This is a genomic window from Pedobacter sp. HDW13, assembly GCF_011303555.1.
Classification (GTDB): Bacteria; Bacteroidota; Bacteroidia; order Sphingobacteriales; family Sphingobacteriaceae; genus Pedobacter.
The window spans coordinates 3,502,279-3,523,745 of record NZ_CP049868.1; the positions used below are offsets into that span (position 1 = coordinate 3,502,279).

Consider the following 21,467-nt stretch of genomic DNA (forward strand, 5'->3'; position numbering starts at 1 on the left):
TTATTTGTTTTCTTTTTAGTTTTCAGCGCAAAATTGTATCCTAATTACACGGAACGAAATCAGCTATTGCCTCTTCCGGGAATGGGAAGTGCTTCCAATAGGTATAAAACTGGCGGTTAATGCGATAAATTTCCATATACTGCATTGGGCCATCACCAATGATTTGTTGGTTTACGGGGCGGTAGTTCGTGTTTTCATGCGGGGTACTGTATTGGGCAGTAAACACGTCATCATTTTTGAAATCGGGTTCTAACATTGTCTTTTATTCATATTTGGTTAGGCGCTATCGGCTGGCATAAGCAGTAGCATGGAATAATTATTCAAAAATAGGGATGCAGGCTACCTAAAAATTTGGCCTAATGGGACTATTTTTTGTACAAATCCGACTTTTTGTACTTTATTTATGAAGTGAATAGCCTGGAATTTAATGATTTATAGTACATGTGTTTAACAGTAATCGGAATAATACTGTATCGTTCTGCCCCTCCAGTCGTAGCCTTGGTTACTTCTTCTTTAATTAAATTTCTATTTGATTAAAAATTGTGCAGTAAATAAATTATAGAGGAGGTAACGGATTAATAGAACTGGATGAGGTTGTAATGAAGATAAAAAGCACATGTAGTGCCAGCGAGGTAGACCAAAAAAGAGTTTGTATGGTAAAGAAATTCTATCCGAATTCGTCAAATTGAGCTTATTGGGTACTTCCAGTATATTAATACCGATTATTTGAGCAAATCAGAAATTGTATGAAGAAGTGTGTCGTAATTACATGGTTTTCCTAAAATAGCATCGGCCTGGCAATCGAACTCACTGATTTTTTGATGCGAAAGGCCAGTCAATAATATTATTGGGATTTCTGTGGTAAGCCACGAATTTTTAATTTTATCGCAAATTTCCCTTCCGTCAGCATCATCTAACCGAATGTCCATCACAATTAGATCTGGATTGAAGGCAACGATTGATTCTTTAATCAATGATGATTTATCGACCAGGTGAACAATGTATCCCTCATCTGAAAGCAAAAGTTCCAAAGATCTAAGCATAAAGAGGTCATCATCAACTACCAGGATTTTCTTATTCATATGCTATTTAAGTAGTGCGCTTAATCTGTGACATTACAGCAGCGCATTTAACAATTCAAAATATTATTTTTTTAAGATATTAAAAGAATATTAGTGCATTTTAACTTTATATTTTTTTGTAATTCTGCGTTCTCGACGATTGGTTTTCATACCATTGCCTGGCTTTCGCAATTACAGGGCAATTTTTGAGCTATCCAGGCTTAAATTCCGTTATATTTCCAAACGCCTGAAATGGTTAGTATAGTCAGTCCAGGCTGTTTTTCTCCATAGCTGAAAACACAAATATATTTTGAATGACAAGACGGACAATCTGTTCCAAAGTACAACGTTGGTAAATCATTTACTGTCAATTCTCCAAAGTGAAGTAAGTTTATGGAGGTTTCGGAGACAATTTTATTTTTTAACAATTCATTTTTAGCTAAAACCTCTTCGTTATTGTACAATTGAAAAATCGGAAAGCCTGACTCATAAGGTGTTATTTTAACGGTATTTTCATGTTCACAGTTACAGCATTTGAATTTTACTTCTGCTGAGTTACCGATCTCAGCAGAAGTGAATGTGTTTTTGAAAACAGCAACCTGTTTTTCAATGAATATTTTTTTTGAAATGGAATACATCTAAATGATTTTATTGTGCAATAACTACACCCACAGCTCCCGGGTATTTTCCACTCGGGTTTTTCTTAATTGTTACTTTAATATACCCTTCCTGGGCCAATTTATTCCAGGTTTTTTGGTAGCCAGTCGCCGGATCTATCGGGATTTTCCACATGGTCTGCTTACCATAACCAACCTGATTAAACCAGGGAATAATATCTGCTGTTTGGCCCTTGAAATTTAATGAATTATTTAAAACTTCGATTTCATAATAAAAATCATAAGCATTTTCCTGTTGGTTCAAGGCTCTTTGCCCAAAGGTATAAACATATCCATTGAGAATTGGACTTGTAAAACTTCCTCCCAAAGTCGGAGCTCCTGTTCCGCTGTAGGTTCCAATTGAGTTACTGTACCTATCGTATTTCTGTCCCATGGTGATTGGTGTATCATCTACTATATTGAAACCTCCGTTTGCAGGTGGCCATTTTCCGTTTAAATTGTTGTTTGTAAATAGCGTTTCCAGTTCGCCCCACTTTTGTTTCTTGTATAAATCGTAAACCTGATCCCTCAGTGTCTGGCTTACCGTGTTTGAAGGATCATAGGTGGCAGCGAGTTCGTTTGCGTTTTTGTAGAATTGGGTGGTTGCCGTAATTGGCGGTTCTTCTAAAAGTCCATCCTTATCTGAGCGGCAAGCTACAGAGAACAATGCAATGTTTAAAAGCAGCAGGTACTTTAATAAATTTTTCATGATTGTTAATTTAGTTTAGTAAAACGATAATTTTGAAAATAGATCGGTAATGAGAGTAAAATAAGACATTAAATTGCATGGCTAATCTAATATTTTTTGATGATAAAAAATACAATTTAATAAGAATATTCGCTACATGTTGAAGTAAGAGTGGTTTCGGATTCGATTGCCGGGCAGTTGTTAAAACCGTCCCTTTCCCCTAAACAAATATGGTAGCCAGCTTCACATCGTTTTGAGATGGTTTAATTAAGTGTTTAAGGCTCGTGGGGGCATCTGTTTTTCCAGGGAATACGCCTGGAAAAATACCACATCGCTCTCGTACAAATGCCTGGTGTGCACAATATGCAGGAGGCATGCTTAGGCCAGAGCAGCAAAACAAAAAAAGCCTGGAATCATAAGATTTTAGGCCTCAATTTTTTCCTGCAGTCCGGAAAACAAAAAACCCGACTATTGTCGGGCTTCGTTCTTATGGGCGGGGCACCGGAGGATGTAATGCAACATCTACAGGAACTTTTCAGAATAATCAGGGAAATTTATAAGAATAAGAAGCGAATGGACGATAATGGAATTTTATAAGTTCGACTGATGTCAGTACAGGAGACTCTAACCACATTTGAACGTCGTTTTTTATCGATGAAAATGAAGAGATACTTAGTAGGGAATTAATGAAATACTCTACTAGGTAGCTTGTAAAGTCGGTCTCTTGTTAATATTTACTTAAATTTGGTTATCTCATAAAATATAGAAGCCAACCTAAATGTGGGAATTTCGATTTTTTTTGAGTCCGGCACATTTAAGGAGAGGAAAATACGAACAAACGGAGAAGATTATTAGTGTATCTTAACTGAAAATATGATTTTGTCGATGGCTAGTTCTAACCACTTTTTAGCACGGGAAATTTTAAGCATTTCAGCTATTATTGAGAATGGAGTTAGTTATGATTATTTAAAATTCGCGTAAATTACTGATCATTTTTATAGTTCAGTGGATAAGGTGATATGTTATTCAAATAAATATTGTAATTTGTCATCATAAATCTAACCAACTACGATCTCAAATGAACCAAAACTCAAATTGGCGCGTCCAGTTACAAGATTCAATCATAATCAATCTTTCCATTAGGATGAGAAAAAAGTCATCCATAAATTCTGCCTCTCCATTTATTGATCTTCAAGCATGCAATTACCATGTGGAATGATAATGAAACAGACGAAGATCTTATCGATTGTGGGCATTTAGTTACAGCCGTATCTAATATTGTAGATTCCAAAAATCTTCTTCCTTGTAGTATCGGAATCTTCGGGATTGGGGAAGTGGCAAATCGTCACTGATGCGGATGATCGAAAACAAATATAGCGCAAAGCCTAATATACTAGTTATAAAATTCAATGGTTGGCTATTCGAAGGGTATGAAGACGCTAAGATTGTGCTGATGTCAAAGATTGTTGACGCAATTGTATCTGAACGCACATTAAGTGAAAAGGCGATCAGTTTTGCTGCAAAACTATTAAGGAATATTGATGTGATTAAGGCTGGCGGTCAACTGGTAAAGTATGGAATTGGTTTTGCTGCGGGAGGACCTGTAGGAATGGCTGCCGTATCAGCGTTAGATATCGCAAAAAAAGCTTCGGAAGCAGATTATACCAAACTACTTAAAGAGAATAAATCGAAGCTCAAAGAAGATGATGTAAAGAATAACATTCAAAGCTTTCATGAAAATTTTTCTAATCTTCTATCGGAAACTGATCTAGAAAAAGTTTTAATCTGCATTGACGATCTAGATAGGTGCTCTCCCCAACCGTAATTGGTACTTTAGAGGCTATCAAACTTTTTTTGTTCACCAAAAAGACAGCATTCATAATTGGAGCCGACGAACGGTTAATTAAGCATGCTGTTAAGACAAGATTTCCAGAAATTTCCGGGGATAATGCTGAGGTGGGGAGGGACTACCTTGAAAAACTCATCCAATTTCCGATTAGAATTCCACCACTAAATGCGACTGAACTTACCAATTATGCCAACCTGTTATTTGCCCAGTTGCATACTGACGAAGGAGAATTTGGCATTGCGAGAGAACAAATACTAAAGGAGAAGCGTAACAAAGGCTTTGACTTTTTATTCGATATGAAATGTGCAGGAGATTTCCTAAACACTGTAAACGATGAGCTCAGCGAAGCCTTACTAATGTGCGGGCAGATTGTTCCGGTATTAAGTGTAGGACTAAATGGCAATCCTCGCCAATGCAAGCGCTTTCTAAACACCTTACTGCTTAGAAAAGGCATGGCCGATTCAATAGGAATTGATTTGAAGAAAACAGTATTGGCCAAGCTCATGTTGCTAGAATATTTTAAACCGGAGACATTTAGGAATTTCTACGAAATGCAGGCCAATAACCAAGGGGCCATACAAATATTAGATCAACTAGAGGAAAAAAATGAGGAACAAAACAGCGATGTTTCGCAAAAGTCTAAACCAGAACTAGAGATCTACCAAAAAGACAAATGGCTAATTAACTGGTTCAAGCTAGAACCAACGCTTTCAGGCATAGATCTAAGTCCGTATTTTTATTTCTCAAGGGATCATCTTTCTGTCGTATCATCAACAGCACAACGGTTGAGTCCGGAAGCGAGCGTAGTCGTACAAAAACTATTCAGTAATTCAAAAGCAGAACGTAACGTAACCCTAGGCAAATTAGGGGACTTAGCCCCGGCTGACATCACAGCTGTTTTTGCGCTCATCACGGAAAGATTTAGGCAGGAAGAAGATCATTCAGGTGATCTGTCTTATATGGAGCTTATGTTTGATTATGCTTCAAAACGAAGTGAGGTTAAAAGTGAGCTGATTACACTGCTTGGGACATACCCTGAAAAAGGACTGCCTGTGAAGGCGGCAACACTTGTCGCAAGGACTTTTAAACAAACCGAATTTCAAGATCCTGCAATTAAGTTATTAAAAAAATGGGAAAAAAGTACATCCAATACCAAGCTTATACCTTTTGCCCAAAAAGCGATAAAAGACCTCAATAAATAATGGGAACATCAGCATCTAATAACGGCCCTGTAGGTCGCAGTCCACTTCTACCACCTTGGTATCAGCCGTCCGCAGGGACCGGAGAAAATAACTATGACACTTCAGAAAGTTCCCCGGACAAAAAAAACAATGCTGATAAAATAGACAGTCAACCAAATTGGACCTCCGGTAAAGGTGCGTTGAAGAGACTTGCAAATGGAACGCGCGGATCAAGCATGAGAAAAGCTGGCGCTGCATATGTTCGTTCTTCTGGTGGAGCGACTAGTGCAACACGCGCGGCAGCTATAGGATCTTCGACAGGCGCAAGGTTCGCCGTCTTTCTAGGTGGGGTTGCTGCCGCGGGGATCGCTGGTAGTTTAAGTGATCTGGGTATTAAAAATTTAGACGGCCTGAATCCAGAACAAATGCTTGCTGCCATATCTGATGCGCTTGCCCCAGTTGGGACGACCAATGATGAAGCTATAGCTCGTGAGGCACTGATTGTAACCTTGGATGGGCTATATGAGAAAATGATTGATGATGGCAAAGATATTACCAACCTTGATCAAATCGGCCAGACGGATATTGGAGAATCGGTATCATCCTATGTGAGCAATTACATTTTCCTCAAGTGGATGCATGAGCTGGGACTTGCATTGGAGAAAGGAGATCTTTCTGTTAAGCAAGCAGTAAAGCTGGAAAGCGAAATCAAAGACTATGTTCGACTTGAAGTACAAACAGCTTATGAAAATAATGAAATTGACCCATTTACGATGAGTGTAGAACAGAATAAAATTATAATAGATCAAATACTCCTTACCTCTTACACTGCTATAAAAAATGAGCGCAATTAACATTCATGTAAAATTCGATCCTAGGGATGCGACTGAGCAAAAAGCAGTGGAAGGAGATAAAAATATTGTTATATCCATAAGTCAGGCAGACAGGGAGAGGTGGGTAACAACAAATATTATATCGCATCTCCATGATCACCGGTTAGCATTGAAAGATGAGGTTTTTGACTTATTGAGAATAGGTATCGCTATTTACACTGTGGACCAGACAGTGTCTAGAAAGGAAAACGGTTTTCAAGGCTGGAGCAGGTACCTCAAAGTCAATCTGCCAGTGTATGATCCTGCAAAATGGAAACAAGCAGTCCCGGTGCTTGAAGAAATGTTGAGCTTCCTTAGTGGAGACAAATGGGAAATAAAATTCAGAAAGAATAAAGTAAAGAGAGAGACACAGTCAAGTTTTGAGAAAAATGCTAATGGTATTGAAAAAGTGTGTCTTTTTTCAGGTGGGCTAGACTCATTTATCAGCTCCATTGACTTACTTAGAGGAGGATCGAAAGTTGCTTTTGTCAGTCACTATAAAGCATCTGAAAGTGCTGTGCAAACGATGTTGTATGATGCCCTTGCTGAAAACTTCAGCAAAGCTGGCTTTGAACGACATAAGATACGGGTTCAACCCGTACATAATAAGGCCAAGACCGAGCAAGAGAATTCATCTCGTGCTAGATCATTCTTGTTTTTCTGTTTAGGCATTGCCGTCGCCAATGCTCACGGAGAAGAAATTCCATTAATCATCCCAGAAAACGGTCTAATTTCATTGAATATACCGCTAACCTTAACTAGGCTAAGCAGTCATAGCACCAGAACGACCCATCCCTACTACTTAGATAAATGGAGGGAGATGCTAGAGATTCTTGGGCTAAAGAATAAGTTGGTCAATCCATACCAATTTAGAACAAAAGGTGAGATGATGGCAGAATGCAAGGACAGAAAGTTTCTAAACACCTATTATCCCCATACTATATCTTGCTCGCATCCTGAGGTTAGTCGATATGAGAAAAAGAAGCCCGGCCTAAATTGCGGCTACTGTGTTCCTTGCATCATCCGACAAGCTGCAGAAAAACGGGCAGGTAAGGTATTGACAGCTTACTCCAATCAGATATTAAAGGATGTATTACCTAATCAATCCAAAAAGGGCAGTGATCTAAGGGCATTCCAGATGGCATTCCAACGCAACGAAGGGATGAAGAGTTCCCGCCTCTCATTACAAGTTTTACGATCGGGACCTCTTCCTTATCAAAATCCAGAGGAGCTCAGCGCATACATAGATGTCTATAAACGTGGTATGGAGGAAGTGAAAAATTTTTTAAAGGACAGGAATGAATCTACATGATACGCATTTTCATTTAGACCTTTGCCCGGATGTTACGAAAATGGTCGCACAGATTGAGCGTGAAAAAATTTACACCATTGCAGTCACGAACTTGCCAGATCTATTTCTCTATACCAAGAATTTTGTAAGGAATACCAAATACATTCGGCCTTCATTAGGATTTCATCCAGAACTGGCGGCAAGTCACATAGGTCAGTTGGGCAAATTCATTGCTCTTGCCAGAGAAGCAAAGTATATTGGAGAAATTGGACTTGATAATTTCAAAAAGCAATCAGATGATTATCAGAGTCAGAAGAAAATATTCAAGGCCATTCTAGAATGTTGTGCGATGCATGGAGGAAAAGTTCTCAGTATTCATTCGCGCCGTGCAGAAGCAGAGGTGATTGCTATGGTTGGAAAGAATTATCCCGGTAGCCCTATCTTGCATTGGTATTCAGGTTCAATAAAAAATCTGGAACAAGCTTTAGATAGTGGATTCCTTTTTTCAATTAACTATGCTATGACGCAATCCACGAATGGAAAAGCAATTATAAAGGCTCTTCCATTAGCACATATCTTACTCGAGAGTGATGGACCTTTTACGCGTCTACGAGATGAGGAAGGTTGGCCAGGTCATGCTAAAGCTGTCGTTGAACAGATCGCCAGTATCAAAGGGCTCTCTGTTTCAGAAGTCTCTACTAACCTCATAATAAATTTTAAAAAACTGGTTTCTTAGTAAGTTGGGAAAGATCAAGACAATCAGTGATAAAAAAAATAGGCCGTGAGATATTTTAATTACAATAATTATTCACGATTGATAAGCAAAGACTCTAGTAGGGTATTTAACAAATAACCTACTAGGTATTATTTAATACCATAGCATAGTTAGCACCATGCCTTGCTTTTTTGCATAAATACAAAATTCTTTAAGCCGGAAAGTATTGGGCTCGTGGTCGGTGTAGTTGAACCAGTCTTCAGCGTATAGATCATTCTGAGGAACTGTATACTCGGTGCCGTTTTTATAGAACTCTGCTGTTACAGACACACCTGGGATTGATCCTTTCACGGATTTTAAATATTTGAATTCAAAATCATCACTTTCCCATCGCCAGCTGATCTTACCTTTTTTACTACAAATTACCATTAATGGTACTTGCTCACTATGTACATAACGCAATAAAAATGCTGTTGCACTGACATTATATTTTTGAGTTAGTGAATTAATAAGTTCTGGGCCAAATGGTTTACGATTACAATCTGCCTTAAATCTATTCTCTGGCATTAGCAAGCAACTGGCAAAGTAGTCAGCCTCTTTTTCAATAATGTTTTCCGACTGAAAGTTTGTATAGGAAGGATGAGAAGGTGTTAGACCTGCTTCTAATGCAATACGATGTTCATCAATAAAATAGTGCCCCAATTCATGGGCAAAAGTAAATCTTGACCTTGTGCTATTTTGAAGCGATTTATCAAGGTTCATATAAATGTGAAAATCGCCTGCAATGTGCTCAAGCATTCCGTCGAAATAATCCTCGTAATTTCCATAGTTAAATGTAAGGCCACTTGCTTTTGCTATTTGCTCTGGTAATATTGGTAGATCTGGACAATATAGATCAGCAACACCACGTGCCAAGGCAGAAAGAACACGCTTCCTGGGGATTTTTAATTGTGTTAAGGAAGGATTATTTGTTTTTCGACTTGTTCCTGTCATCTAACATTTTTTGTTTAATTGCATCTGTTGGAGCCTTTCCCTCACGAGCTGCTTGAGCCATATTTTGGGAAACTTCTTCATCAACAGGTGGAGTTATTGTCCAGTTCTTCTCAATTCTACCCCTTTTCAGAATGTCATCGGCTGAAGGAACCTTAGAAACAGCATTTCTAATCTCCTTTTTATGGCAGTCCTCAAAATGTTCAATTTCCTCATCAGACAATGGAAACAAATGTCCGTTACCTCTGAGAGATTTGATTAATCTTTGCTCAAACTCAGAAAGGTTATCTAAATTCCCTGGAACTAATTTAAGATCAGTCATTTCTTAACTTTGATTTTTGATTGTAGATAATTTACTTGTTGCAATAATTTTTCCAGAGCCCGCTTCTTGATCTGTCGTCGGTTTGGCTCTTTGATATTAAAAATAGTGTTTATTCTCTCAATTACATTAGAAGGTATATTTTTTCCGTCTTCGCTATACTGGTAACACATTAATAAAATACCTCTTTCCTTATCACTTAACGTCGCAAGGGCCTCATTTAATATCTCCTTCTCATAGCATTCTATAATAAGAGGTTCTTCGTGATCGATTTCTGATTCCAAAACCATGATATCTTCCATAATGTCAAGGTTCGAGCCGGCCTTGATCTTCCGCAGTTCAATAAATAGTTCGTTGTTTGCTATGCCGTAGAGCCATCTTTTTACATCATTATCCACTTTTTTGGGATCTCTATTGTCTGATTTAAACTGAGAGGCCTTGAAATATGCGTTGCAAAGTGCATTATTAAAAATAACTTCTGCCAAGCCGTCATATAAATCTTTGTAATGGTAACAAGCCTTTTCACAGACTACCATAAATGCGGAAGAAAATTTCTCATAAAATATATTAAATGCAAGTTCTGCGGTGGCTGGTTCATCCTCGTTCATCCCCATATATTCCAAAAGCGTAATTGTTGATTCCTTACGCAGATCGTCCAGAGAAACAAATGAAGAAGCGTCATCCATACAGTGTTTTCAGTTTAGTATATGATATTCCGTGACAAGATACGGCTTTGTCACGTTTTTTCATATACCTATACAAAAGAGAGATTATGACTTTATACTACATTATTACATTTCTGTTTCTCGGAGTATTCATATTCTTCGGCGATAGCTGGATACCCAATAAGCAGGTGAATGATACATTACATGAATTAGCCATAGGAGCGTTTGGCGCTTTGTTAGGTATGGCCATTAACACCATCATCAATTTAAGAAGCAAGCTATGGGTTTGCTTTCTTGCAGCCACAATTTATAGGAACCAGCACATTAGGGTTTCTGCCGCTTATATTTTTAAAATTAATATTGACGGTAAGTGTCTGCTCGTAAAAGGGCGCAACATAGACCAATTACAGCCGGTAGGTGGGGTCTACAAAAGGTTGCCGGATTCATCGAGATTGTTTCAGGACTTAGAAATTTTAGATGATAAATGTATCCCTATATGCGATACCACACGTCAGGATCTTAGAATACGTGTAAAAGGGAAGTACCTGCATAAATTTTTGCAATGGTTTGACTCCAATCAAGATAGGGAAATATCACATTGGCGGGAGTTCTGTGAGGAATTGATAAGAACACATATTCTGGATAGCAATGTGTTTCCACTTATCAATTATAAGTTCCTGCATAGGAATCCGCTCTATATACACTACTCGGCATTTTATGAGTGTCCCGAAATATTAATCCATGAAGTGTATGAGTTACTGCCTACCGAGTCACAAGTAACATCACTGAGGCACTTGTTGCAGACAGAGCAACTTGGCTCCAAATTTAGGTGGGTAACAGAAGATGCAATCAAGAGACTGGGTTATTTACCAGACAACACTAAACCATTTGCAATCGCAGAACATACTATTTCACTATTTGATAAAGAATTTAAAATAAAATAATATGAACCACATGTATATACCACAGACATTTAATCAACAGCTTGATGATTTACTAAACCGTATCGCGGAAAAGCTGCAACTTGATGATTCCAGGCGAGCATCAGCAGAACGAAGCTATAACGCAGTTTCCGAATGGATAGAAGGTGATCTTGGCTTTTTTAAGAACGTTCCATTTGATATTTATGCACAAGGTTCCTATCGTATCGGCACCAATGTAAAACCTTTGCAAGGCGATGAATTCGATTTGGACATTGTTATTCACATGACAATACCGTATGAGGGATTAGACCCTGTGGAAGTCTTAAATCAACTAGAAAGAAGATTAAGGGAACATGGACAGTACAAAACAATGCTTAAAAGAAAAAACAGGTGTATCAGAATAGTTTACGCTAACCTGTTTCATATCGATATTCTTCCCGGTTTTCAGGAGTCGGCCCTTGATGTAAATAGAATTGTTGTACCTGATCGCTCATTAAAAGACTGGACACCCAGCAATCCGAAGGGATATGCAGAATGGTTCAAATCAAAATACATTAGGGAAGAATTGATGCTATTGGAAAAGTCTTTACGTGCTGAAGACCTGCCAAATCAGGTTCCGTATCACTTAATGCAACCTCTGCAGCGTGCCGTTCAGCTTATAAAACGGTATAGGGATATTTATTTTAAGGACAATCCGGATTCCGCAACTTCAAGTATCATCCTTACCACCATAGCAGGAATGTTCTACAACGGTGCGCAATCTGAATATGAAGCCATCAAAGGTATTATAAACAGAGCCTATGACAATTTAAGCATGCTGAATGGAAAAGTGCTACATATCGTTAACCCAGCAAACACCAATGAGGTTTTTTCAGACAAATGGATAAACGAACCTCACTTATATAGAAGCTTTATTCAGTTTATTATCGATTTTAAAGAACAGTGGGATAAAATAGAGGGTGCCAGAGGAATACATAATATCATAGGCGTATTCAAGGAAATGTTTGGTGAAAATACAAGTTCCAACTCGCTGATTGAGCAGTCCGATTACATTCAGAAAGCAAGAAATAGCGATCAACTCGGCGTATCGAGGCAGAGTGGTTTGTTAACAGGCATTGTACCTTCTTCGACTACCGTTATACCTAACAATTTTTACGGTAGTAAGTATTAGGGATATGAAAAAATTAACGCCAATGCAGCAGTATTTGGATTTTAAACAGAATCTTCCTGATTGGTATGCTCAGTATCAACCAAATGGATTTACCGCTAAAGCAGTCATTAAGCCAACACCGTTGAGTGACAGCTATAACATTAGAATTAAGTATATACAGGAGTGCCCGCCTGTTATTACCGTGCTTAATAATCAGTTAAAGCCAAGAGAACCAAATGGTAAGATTAAACATACCTATGCGGATGGTTCATTGTGCTTATATTATCCTAAAGCAAGAGAATGGACTCCACAGGATTTTATCTCTGAAACGATTGTCCCTTGGATTTCGGTATGGTTATATTACTACGAGATATGGTTTGCTACCGGGCGATGGCTTGGTGGTGGAATTGAACATTAAAAAATAAATTTATGGCTATAATTATTAAAACAAGTGCACCAGCTGATTTATTAGCTGCCATCAAAAAAGAAATTGACGAAGAGAAAATTGAAACCTGGTCCTATGACGCGGACGGCGATTTTACACATACACCTGAACAATGGAAATATGACGCCTGGTTACGTCCTAAGATATATGTTGGTGAATTAAGGTTTGGGATTTTAAAAAACAAAGACATCAATATGAGTACTGTAATTTATGGGGTCTATCATGGGCGATTTATAGAAATGTTGTTAAGTCACTTCGATAACAAATTCACTAATGCCCAAGCTACTGCGCATAAAACTGAACCAGATAATTTCTAAGGCATTTGTTTTTTGAATGATAGGATAGATAGCCGATTTACCAAATGTGACTATTTAAGAAGTAATCGGAAAAGTACATCAGTATTTTAATGTCCAAAAGAAGTGTATTAAATTAAGGGTTATTATAACTATATGCTAACTATATGGTTCTTTAGGATACTCAAAATGAATCTGTAGAGCAAGGTTGTTCTAAATCGGTAGGTAGAATGGCTAAGTTAAATTTATTCAATGGATAGACAATATTCTTATCCTTAGCTTGTTCTCACGTGAGATCAGTCAACTTATGACTACTTTCCCTTAAAGTTGTCATAATCAAACGTTTTAATGATAAACGTTTGATTATGACAACTGCTATTTTATACATCAGAGTAAGCACTGATGAACAAGCCATAAAAGGCTATTCGTTGCATGTTCAAGAAGAACGGCTGCAACGGTTTTGTTTTGCTAATAACATTGTTGTACTAAAGGTGGTAAAGGAAGACCATTCAGCTAGGACATTTGATAGACCGGCTTGGAAAAATTTTATTAAGGAAATAAAGAGACCTAAAAAAATATGCCCTGATCTAATTCTTTTTACCAAATGGGATAGATTTAGCAGGAACATTGCAGATAGTTATTATATGATCCGGTTACTTAAAGATCTACAAATCGAACCTCAGGCCATCGAGCAGCCTCTCGATCTTTCCGTACCTGAAAACAAAATTCTGTTAGCTGTTTATATAGCGACATCAGAGGTTGAAAATGACAGGCGATCACTAAATGTAAAACAGGGTATAAACAAAGCCAGGCAGGAAGGGCGATGGACGTCTAATGTACCCTTAGGATATTCTTTCCAGTTAACGAAAAGCGGGGTAAAACTAATAGTCCCCAAAGAACCGGAAGCATCGTTAATAAGAAATGCATATCGAATTATCGTTTCAAATAACCATAGTGATATTCAATCTGTCTACAATGGATTGGTAAATTCAGGATTGAAATGTAGTAGAAGCCATTTTTGGCGAATAATAAGAAATCCCTTTTACAGCGGGAAAATAGTTGTCCCTAAATTTGAGGGGGACCAATTCCTATTTGGTAAAAGGAAATCATGAAGCAATTATACCAGAAATATTATTCAATAAAGTTCAGCGAATTTTGAATAGTGAGAAGCGAAAAACGATTGCTAGGCTCAAACCCGACGAGAAATTGCCGTTACGTGGATTGATGCTATGTCCAAATTGTAAGGGAAGATTAACAGGTAGCAAGTCAAAGGGGAAAATATCTTATTACGCTTACTATCACTGCCATCATTGTTGTGCTTTCCGAGTTCGTGCGGACAAGGCTAATCATTTAGTCGAGAACGAATTAAATAAACTCGTAGCTGATGCGGCATATCAGAAGATATATTCAGATGTCCTAAGATATGTTTGCAAAGAATTTTTTGAAGAACAGATTGTAACACAGAATAGGGCTGTTCAAAGTATCCATAAATTAATAGAACGGATTGTAAAAGCCAAAGAACTTTCCTTAAAGGGGGAAATAGAAAATGACGATTTTATTCTAATCAGGACGGATTGCGAAAAGAGGATTAACGGAATGGGACTAGAGCTACAACATTCTACGGTGCTAAAAGAACAAAATAAAGTGCAGCTGACAAGAAAGACACTACAGCTATCTCTACTAGGCATGATATGGAATCGGTACAATTCTATCAAAAAACGCGAGCTCCTTACTATGCTATTACAGACTAGCCCGGTTCTGCAGAAAGAGTTTAGGATTGATGATATTTTAAACAATCCAGCCAAATTTGTCTTTGGTTTAAAGGTAATTAACAAAGCAGCAGAGCCAAATGATATCTTCCCAAATAACCTTCCAGAACAAATGGCTAATGATATGGTTGATAAGATCCTGAAGCATGAATTATGCATTGGTAATGATTTGTCAAGGGTAGAGGGGCAGGAAATACTTGATTTTATAGTGAAATTTGCACTTTTGGCCGCTGAGGATGTAAATTGAAGGTGTTCGAATCCCCTAATGCTCTCGGGGTTTTATGGTCTATTTTTAGAAAAACAGTATGATTTTTAGTATAAATCGTTAATACCCATAAAATAATGTTTATTTTGTTGTTTTGTAGATGGTTGATTATCGGTGCTATATAAAAATAAAAGCGTGTGTTCTAAAAACACACGCTTTTGCATTTACTGCGGAGAGCGAGGGATTCGAACCCCCGGACCTGTTACAGTCAACAGTTTTCAAGACTGCCGCATTCGACCACTCTGCCAGCTCTCCGCTGCAAAAGTACGAAGTTGAAGCAAATCTGCAAACCTTTTATAATTTATTATTGATATTAATTTTTTATGTTCTGCTAATCATTTAGTTAGCTGCGATATTTTTTTTAAAAAAATGATTTAGAGGGCTAAAATGAGCTGTTTCGAGCAGGTTTTAACCGTAATTTTTATTTTAAATTGCCTTACTTGGGTAGGTTTTCTGCCTGTCGACAGATAAAATTCCATTTCCTTCGATCATAAAACAGACTAATCCGAAGAGTACGGCCGATGAAAACCAAAATTCGGAATAGGGTTTAAAAATACCTGCCGAAATGTTGATGAAGAATACCGCGCCGATAAGGATGGGTAAATTTAAGAGACAGAACAAGCGGGTGTAGGTACCTAAAGCAATGGCCATACCGCCGATGATGTGCATGAGAATAATTAAGTGCGCCAGTAAGCTGATGCTGATGGCTGTACCTAAAAAGGCACCGCGCATGAGGTTGCTAAAGGCCTGCATGTTGATGTAAAAATCAACACCTTTCCAAATTAAAACCAATCCGAGTAAAATTCTAAAGTAGTCTAACCATTTTGGGTGGTGGTGGTCACCCCAGTTTTGGATTTTCTTAAGCATGTTCATAACTTCTATATTTTGGTTAGAACAATTTACGTAAAAACTACCACAAAACAAATTGATAATGACTGGATTAAGATTTCTTTTTCTCGGCCAGTTTACTGTTCAGATAGTCGGTTGGCGACATGCCAAACTGTTTAGAAAAATTACGTCCAAAGTGCGATTGTGAACTGTAGCCCACCATTTCCGAAATCTCGTATATTTTTAAATTTCCTTCATTTAAAAACTCTGCTGCCCTTTTTAAACGTGCCAGGTTAATCAGTTCGTTGGGGCTCAGGTTCGAAATCGATTTAATTTTACGGTATAAGGTTGGCCGGCTCATGTTCATTTTCTCGGCCAGGTGCTCTACATCCAAATCCTGGTTGTGGATGTTTTTATTGATAGTATCCTGTAGCTTCTCTAAAAACAGTTCATCGGCTTTCGAATAGGCAATGCTTTTAATGTGCAATAAGGGTGAGCTCGAGAAATATTCTTTGATTTTGTTCCTGTTTTTAATCAGGCTCGAAATCTGTACCTGTAAAAATTCGGGCGAGAACGGTTTTTCTACATAAGCATCGGCCCCAAGTTCTAAACCTTCAATTTTAGATTGCAGCGTGTTTTTGGCGGTAAGCAAAATCACGGGGATATGGCTAAACTCGAGGGTAGATTTAATTTTGGCGCAAAGTTCGAAACCATCCATTTCGGGCATCATTACATCGCTGATAATGAGCTGCACAATTTCGTTTTGTAAAATTGCTAAAGCTTCAACACCGTTGCGGGCCTGTAGTACCTGATATTTTTCTTCCAGGTCATCAGAAATGAAATCGAGGATATCTTCATTGTCATCGACCAGCAAAACCACCGATTTTTCTATTTCCTTTATAGCTGGCGCCGTTACAGTTTCTTCCATTTTCCGTTCAGGTTAAATTCAATGAGTTGATGGATGGGGAGCGCCAATACAAATATATTAAATTCGTTATGATTAAAATCAAAATACAGTTCGCCACTATGCAGCTGGGCCAGCGATTTGGAGATTGAAAGCCCGATACCTGTACCCGCTTTTATTTCGGTTTCTTTGGCCCTGAAAAATGGCTCAAATATTTTATCCTTAAGCTCTACCGGAACACGATTGCCATCGTTTTTTACCAGCATCCTAAACTTATCTTCGCCATCTGGCTGTTCTAAAACCAGTTCTACAGTAGTTTTTCCATATTTAATGGCATTATCGAGCAGGTTGCTGATGATTTTATAAAAAGCCTCTACATCGATATAGGCATGAAGCGGCCTATCGGGCAGGTTGATGCTGTAGTTGATATTTTCTTGTTCTGCTGCGTGCTGAAATTGCAGGAACACATCTTTCAAAATCTCCTGGATATCGGCCTTTACAAAGTTGAGCGAGAAATCGCTGGTTTCGGTTTTTCTGAAATCGAGCAGCTGGTTGGTTAATTTAAGCAGCCTGTCGGTATTCCGCCCCATTATTTTAAGGTTCTTTTCGATTGTGGGCACCACATGCGCCTGTTTAATCAGTTTCTCCATCGGGCCAATAATCAGCGTAAGTGGCGTACGGATTTCGTGGGCTACATTAGTGAAAAATTCGATCTTGGCCTGGTACACTTCCTTTTGTTTTTCGTGTTCAAAAACTTCCATGCGGCGGCTGTTTTTGAGTGCAATTTTAAGGTGGTAACGGCGAACCAGATAAAAAATAATGGCCGCTGTACTAATCAGGTAAATAAAGTAAGCCAGCGGGCTCAGGTAAAAAGGTGGTTTTATCCTGATCAACAACTTGACATTTTTGTTGCTCCATTTGTTGCTACCCTCTACCATGGCTTTTACCTCGAAAGTATATTTGCCTGGGGCCAGTTTGGTAAAGTAAACCTTCCTGTTTGTTTTTAAATATTCCCAGTCTTTATAAAGCCCCGTCATTTTATAGGCATACTCGGTCATGGCTGGCGAGAGGTAGCTTAAAGCAGCAAAATCGATACTGAAAGATGACTGATCATAATTTAAATCGATGGTATCGGTATACACAATTGATTTGTTTAATACCGAATCGGCACCTTTTACGCCAATTTCGGTGCTGTTTACCTGAAAGCCTGTTAAAAAAACAGGCGTTTCGTAAGAATTAGGTTTAAAATTGGTTGGATTGAAGCTAACCAGTCCTTTTACGCTTCCAAAGTAAAGCCGGCCATCGGTATCCTGATAGGCCGAATTATAGTTAAACTGATCGGTAAGCAATCCGTTCGCCTTGGTATAGGTTTTACTCAAGCCTGTAGCCGGATCGAAGTGGATAAGCCCCCGTGTACTGCTGATCCAGAATTGATGGCTCGTATCTTCAGCAATGCGGAAAAGGTAATTACTCGGGAAACCGTTTTTGCTGCCATATCGTTTAAACAGTTGCGTTTTGGCATCAAACTTACAAACCCCTCCACCATCGGTAGTTATCCAGATGTTTTTATGGCTATCTTCGAAAACACTGTTTACGGTATTGTGGCTTAAACTGCCTGGATCGGTTGGTTTGTTGCGGTAATTTTTAAAACCCGGTTTTGATAAATTAAAGCAATATACGCCATCATTAAAACTGCCAGCCCAGATATTGCCTGCATAATCTTCGATAACCGAATCATAAAAAATAAAAGGTAAATCGGGTATGGGCTCAAAATCGTCTTTTTTGCGGTTGTAACGGTAAATGCCATTAATGGTGGCAACAATAATTTCGCCGGCACGGGTTCTGCAAAAAGTAACAATAAAATTGGTACGCAGCGCATTACCTACACCGGCCTGGTAATGTTTAATTACCTTTTCGCTTTTCAGGTCAAAGAGGTCCAGCCCATGCTCAAAAGTGCCAACCCAAAGTTTATCGCCATCTACCAGCAAGCCGTGGATATTGGAATAAGCAATGCTGCCTTTTTTTCCATCGGGAAGAAAATGCTTAAAGGTACCGGTTTGACTATCTAGTTTGTTTAAACCTGCATCTTCTGTTCCGATCCAGAAATTGCTTGCCCTATCTTTTGTAATTTCCCTTACATCACTTCCGCTGATAGCATTGCGGCCTTCCTGTGGAAAATACTTGGTAAAGAATGAGGTATGGCTCGAATAATAGTTGAGTCCACCAAAATAAGAGCCTGTCCATACGCCGCCCTCTCGATCGGCACAAATGGTGTAAATGGCATTATCACTTAGCGAATAATCATTGTTATACTGCTTGGTAATATGGGTAATCAGGCCGGTTTCATCGTTGTACACATAAATGCCCGATTCGGTACCGATCCAGAATTCGTGGCCGGCCACCTGCTTAATGTCGCGAACAAATATGGGCGTTTTATCGCTGTTCAATCTCAGCAGATCTTTAGATTGCAGCGTAACCGGGTTAAACAGTTTGATACCCTGGTTGGTGGTGCCGATCAACAGCTCGCCTTTGGTGGTTTCGGCAATTTTGGCCACCCAGCCATATTCGGGCTTTTTATCTTTACCGTTAATGTTAAAACTTTGAAAATTGTTGAGTTGCGGGTTGTACTTTTCAACCGTACCACGACCGGTGCTGATCCAAATGCTGCCGTTTTTAAGTACAGCTACAGATGAGGCATCGAAAGGGGCATTGGTGGTAAAAGCGGTGGTGGTTTTATTTTTTTTGTTGTAAAGATAGATTTTGAAGGATGAGAGCACCCATAAATTTCCTTTGTTATCGCTGCCAAGGTCGATAATACGCATGCCTTTAGTAGCCTTAATGGAGCTAAAACTTTCTTTTAACGGATTGTATTGATAAACGCCATCGTTTGTCCCTACCCACAGGGTTTTATCGTCATGGTGCAATGCATAAATGAGATCGTTACCCAAACTGCCGGGCTGGTCGGCATCGTGCCGGTAGGTTTTAAAGCTATAGCCATCAAAACGGTTGAGGCCATCTTTTGTGCCAAACCACATAAATCCGTTTGCATCCTGTACGCTGCAAAATGCCGTGTTATTCGATAATCCGTTTTCTACCTGGTACCGCCTGAAATAGTAGGGCTGGGCCAGCAGTATATTGGCTGTAAACAGAAACAGAAAAAGGATGAAAAGTTTTTTCAAGTGAATTTTGGTCAGCAAGATCAAATATATTAAAGATATGCCTTGGTTTTTCAATTTGAGCAGATAAGTAGAAAGATTGAGACATATCTGTTTTGTGCAGTGGGGCAAATGCTATTATTTGCAGTCTGCTAACCAAATCATTCCAGATTGAAAAATATTAAAGCTTTAAGCAGCTGGTTAAAAATGAATAAAAAATTCACAGGTCTATCAGGTGGCTGGGGACACCCACCTCTAGCGAGTGCTAATGGACGGTGTCTCCACCGCCTATTTGATATTTCGCAGAAATTTAAACAGTTTCTAAGTTTAGCTATCCTGCTCATTTTATCGCTTTCAGCCGCCGCACAACAGCTGCGCATTGCACCATCACCGCTATACCGCGATCCGGTTTATGATGGTGCTGCCGATCCGGTTATGGTGTATAACCACGCCGAAAAAAGTTGGTGGATGCTTTATACCCAGCGCAGGGCCAATGCCCAAACCAGCGATGTGGCCTATTGTTACGGCACGAATATCGGCGTAGCCACAAGTATCGATAACGGGAAAACCTTTGTATATAAAGGTGCACTCGACCTGGATTTCGAACCGGGCGTAAATACCTTTTGGGCACCAGATGTAATTTATGAAAAAGGTGTGTACCACATGTACCTGGCTTATATTGAGGGGGTACGTAACCATTGGGCGGTACCGCAAAAATAGCGCACTACACCAGTAAAAATCTGTGGAAATGGAAATACAAAGGCTTTATCTCCCTTAATTCTGACCATGTTATCGACCCTACTTTGTTAAAGATGCCTGATGGTAAGTGGCACATGTGGTATAAAGATAGTTCGAAAGGCAGCATTACCATGACTGCCGAAAGCAATGATTTACAACACTGGACTGCACAAACCGAGCCCGCTATTGGCGGGGCACCACACGAAGGCGCCAAAGCTTTCTTTTTTAAAAACTGGTACTGGATGATTACCGACGAGTGGCATGGACAGCGCGTTTACCGCTCAAAAGATGGCAAAAGCTGGGAAAAACAAGGATTGGTGCTTGATGTGCCTGGCCACAGGCTGGAGGATACCCCCACAGGTGCGCATGCCGATGTACAGGTAATCGGTAATAAGGCTTATATCTTTTATTTTACCCACCCCGGAAGAAAAGTACATTTCGAGGGCACGCTTGATGCTGATGGCGCATTTTCTTACTCGAACAAGCGTACATCGATACATGTAGCCGAACTCGAATTTAAAGATGGTACACTGGTTTGCGACCGCGATAAACCATTTGATTTCTATTTACCAGCTTACTAAATCGATAAAACGAGACAAATTGCAGAAAGATTGATACAAAGTGCTAGCCCACCCCGTGCATAAAAAGCCAACCTTTGAATAGGTAAACGGCGTACACGCCTTTATCACAAACTAACCAAATTACTAAAC

General features: G+C 39.0%; 21 protein-coding genes, 1 tRNA gene and 1 pseudogene. 12 read left to right on the top strand and 11 right to left on the bottom strand.

The genetic code is table 11. From position 1 onward, the window contains the following. Positions 1 to 40: 40 nt before the first annotated feature. From G7074_RS14760 to G7074_RS14775, 4 genes are all read right to left on the bottom strand, one after another. A complete protein-coding gene (locus G7074_RS14760) occupies positions 41 to 256 on the bottom strand; it encodes a hypothetical protein (RefSeq protein ID WP_166209192.1) in 216 nt (71 codons plus the stop codon). A gap of 466 nt (positions 257 to 722) precedes the next feature. Continuing rightward, positions 723 to 1,082, bottom strand: coding sequence for a PleD family two-component system response regulator (locus tag G7074_RS14765; RefSeq protein ID WP_166209195.1), 360 nt, complete (start codon positions 1,080 to 1,082; stop codon positions 723 to 725). Positions 1,083 to 1,282: 200 nt separating this feature from the next. Further along, positions 1,283 to 1,699, bottom strand: coding sequence for a hypothetical protein (locus G7074_RS14770; RefSeq protein ID WP_124561914.1), 417 nt, complete (start codon positions 1,697 to 1,699; stop codon positions 1,283 to 1,285). Positions 1,700 to 1,709: 10 nt separating this feature from the next. Next, positions 1,710 to 2,426: a hypothetical protein gene (locus tag G7074_RS14775; RefSeq protein ID WP_166209198.1), complete on the bottom strand. Its 717-nt coding sequence runs from the start codon at positions 2,424 to 2,426 to the stop codon at positions 1,710 to 1,712. 1,336 nt (positions 2,427 to 3,762) lie between these two features. On the opposite strand from G7074_RS14775, the pseudogene G7074_RS14785 reads away from it, so the two are divergent. From G7074_RS14785 to qatD, 4 genes and pseudogenes are all read left to right on the top strand, one after another. Further along, positions 3,763 to 5,456, top strand: a pseudogene (locus tag G7074_RS14785) (P-loop NTPase fold protein). Beyond that, on the top strand, positions 5,456 to 6,289 hold the full coding sequence (gene qatB / locus G7074_RS14790) for a Qat anti-phage system associated protein QatB (RefSeq protein WP_166209206.1): 834 nt from the start codon (positions 5,456 to 5,458) through the stop codon (positions 6,287 to 6,289). The pseudogene G7074_RS14785 and the gene qatB overlap by 1 nt, the downstream one beginning before the upstream one ends. Continuing rightward, positions 6,276 to 7,619, top strand: a complete 1,344-nt coding sequence (gene qatC, locus G7074_RS14795; RefSeq protein WP_166209208.1) for a Qat anti-phage system QueC-like protein QatC — start codon at positions 6,276 to 6,278, stop codon at positions 7,617 to 7,619. The genes qatB and qatC overlap by 14 nt, the downstream gene beginning before the upstream one ends. Next, entirely contained in the window at positions 7,606 to 8,334 is a 729-nt protein-coding gene (qatD, locus tag G7074_RS14800; RefSeq protein WP_166209211.1) for a Qat anti-phage system TatD family nuclease QatD, read from the top strand. Before qatC ends, qatD begins: the two co-directional genes overlap by 14 nt. A 132-nt stretch (positions 8,335 to 8,466) precedes the next feature. On the opposite strand, the gene G7074_RS14805 is transcribed toward qatD, so the two are convergent. Genes G7074_RS14805 through G7074_RS14815 form a run of 3 tightly spaced genes read right to left on the bottom strand, consistent with a single transcriptional unit; the run spans position 8,467 to position 10,308 of the window. Continuing rightward, complete coding sequence (locus tag G7074_RS14805) at positions 8,467 to 9,306, bottom strand: ImmA/IrrE family metallo-endopeptidase (RefSeq protein ID WP_166209214.1); 840 nt, start codon at positions 9,304 to 9,306, stop codon at positions 8,467 to 8,469. Further along, positions 9,278 to 9,625 (bottom strand): hypothetical protein, encoded by a 348-nt coding sequence (locus G7074_RS14810; protein ID WP_166209217.1) that lies wholly within the window; start codon positions 9,623 to 9,625, stop codon positions 9,278 to 9,280. The genes G7074_RS14805 and G7074_RS14810 overlap by 29 nt, the downstream gene beginning before the upstream one ends. Further along, complete coding sequence (locus tag G7074_RS14815; protein WP_166209220.1) at positions 9,622 to 10,308, bottom strand: sigma-70 family RNA polymerase sigma factor; 687 nt, start codon at positions 10,306 to 10,308, stop codon at positions 9,622 to 9,624. The genes G7074_RS14810 and G7074_RS14815 overlap by 4 nt, the downstream gene beginning before the upstream one ends. 86 nt (positions 10,309 to 10,394) lie before the next feature. On the opposite strand from G7074_RS14815, the gene G7074_RS14820 reads away from it, so the two are divergent. From G7074_RS14820 to G7074_RS14845, 6 genes are all read left to right on the top strand, one after another. After that, entirely contained in the window at positions 10,395 to 11,231 is an 837-nt protein-coding gene (locus G7074_RS14820) for a hypothetical protein (RefSeq protein WP_166209223.1), read from the top strand. Between the two features lies 1 nt (position 11,232). Then, the gene (locus G7074_RS14825) at positions 11,233 to 12,381 is read left to right on the top strand and encodes a nucleotidyltransferase (RefSeq protein WP_166209226.1); all 1,149 of its coding nucleotides are present in this window, start codon (positions 11,233 to 11,235) and stop codon (positions 12,379 to 12,381) included. 4 nt (positions 12,382 to 12,385) lie between these two features. Continuing rightward, the gene (locus tag G7074_RS14830; protein WP_166209229.1) at positions 12,386 to 12,778 is read left to right on the top strand and encodes a hypothetical protein; all 393 of its coding nucleotides are present in this window, start codon (positions 12,386 to 12,388) and stop codon (positions 12,776 to 12,778) included. 11 nt (positions 12,779 to 12,789) lie between these two features. Beyond that, complete coding sequence (locus tag G7074_RS14835) at positions 12,790 to 13,122, top strand: hypothetical protein (RefSeq protein WP_166209232.1); 333 nt, start codon at positions 12,790 to 12,792, stop codon at positions 13,120 to 13,122. Between the two features lie 341 nt (positions 13,123 to 13,463). Continuing rightward, entirely contained in the window at positions 13,464 to 14,210 is a 747-nt protein-coding gene (locus G7074_RS14840; RefSeq protein ID WP_166209235.1) for a recombinase family protein, read from the top strand. Next, positions 14,191 to 15,114 carry a zinc ribbon domain-containing protein gene (locus tag G7074_RS14845; protein WP_166209238.1) on the top strand — a complete coding sequence of 308 codons (924 nt, stop codon included), beginning with the start codon at positions 14,191 to 14,193 and terminating at the stop codon, positions 15,112 to 15,114. Before G7074_RS14840 ends, G7074_RS14845 begins: the two co-directional genes overlap by 20 nt. A gap of 188 nt (positions 15,115 to 15,302) precedes the next feature. On the opposite strand, the gene G7074_RS14850 is transcribed toward G7074_RS14845, so the two are convergent. The 4 genes from G7074_RS14850 to G7074_RS14865 all read right to left on the bottom strand — a co-directional run bounded on the left by G7074_RS14850 (position 15,303) and on the right by G7074_RS14865 (position 20,043). After that, positions 15,303 to 15,387 (bottom strand) — tRNA-Ser (locus G7074_RS14850). Positions 15,388 to 15,558: 171 nt separating this feature from the next. Then, a complete protein-coding gene (locus G7074_RS14855; RefSeq protein ID WP_233603958.1) occupies positions 15,559 to 15,999 on the bottom strand; it encodes a DoxX family protein in 441 nt (146 codons plus the stop codon). A gap of 73 nt (positions 16,000 to 16,072) precedes the next feature. Beyond that, positions 16,073 to 16,888: a response regulator gene (locus G7074_RS14860; RefSeq protein WP_166209241.1), complete on the bottom strand. Its 816-nt coding sequence runs from the start codon at positions 16,886 to 16,888 to the stop codon at positions 16,073 to 16,075. After that, positions 16,873 to 20,043, bottom strand: coding sequence for a two-component regulator propeller domain-containing protein (locus tag G7074_RS14865; protein ID WP_166209244.1), 3,171 nt, complete (start codon positions 20,041 to 20,043; stop codon positions 16,873 to 16,875). The genes G7074_RS14860 and G7074_RS14865 overlap by 16 nt, the downstream gene beginning before the upstream one ends. Positions 20,044 to 20,226: 183 nt before the next feature. On the opposite strand from G7074_RS14865, the gene G7074_RS26630 reads away from it, so the two are divergent. Then, positions 20,227 to 20,739 carry a hypothetical protein gene (locus tag G7074_RS26630; RefSeq protein WP_205944056.1) on the top strand — a complete coding sequence of 171 codons (513 nt, stop codon included), beginning with the start codon at positions 20,227 to 20,229 and terminating at the stop codon, positions 20,737 to 20,739. After that, positions 20,718 to 21,338 carry a hypothetical protein gene (locus G7074_RS26635; RefSeq protein WP_205944057.1) on the top strand — a complete coding sequence of 207 codons (621 nt, stop codon included), beginning with the start codon at positions 20,718 to 20,720 and terminating at the stop codon, positions 21,336 to 21,338. Before G7074_RS26630 ends, G7074_RS26635 begins: the two co-directional genes overlap by 22 nt. Positions 21,339 to 21,467: the final 129 nt, after the last annotated feature.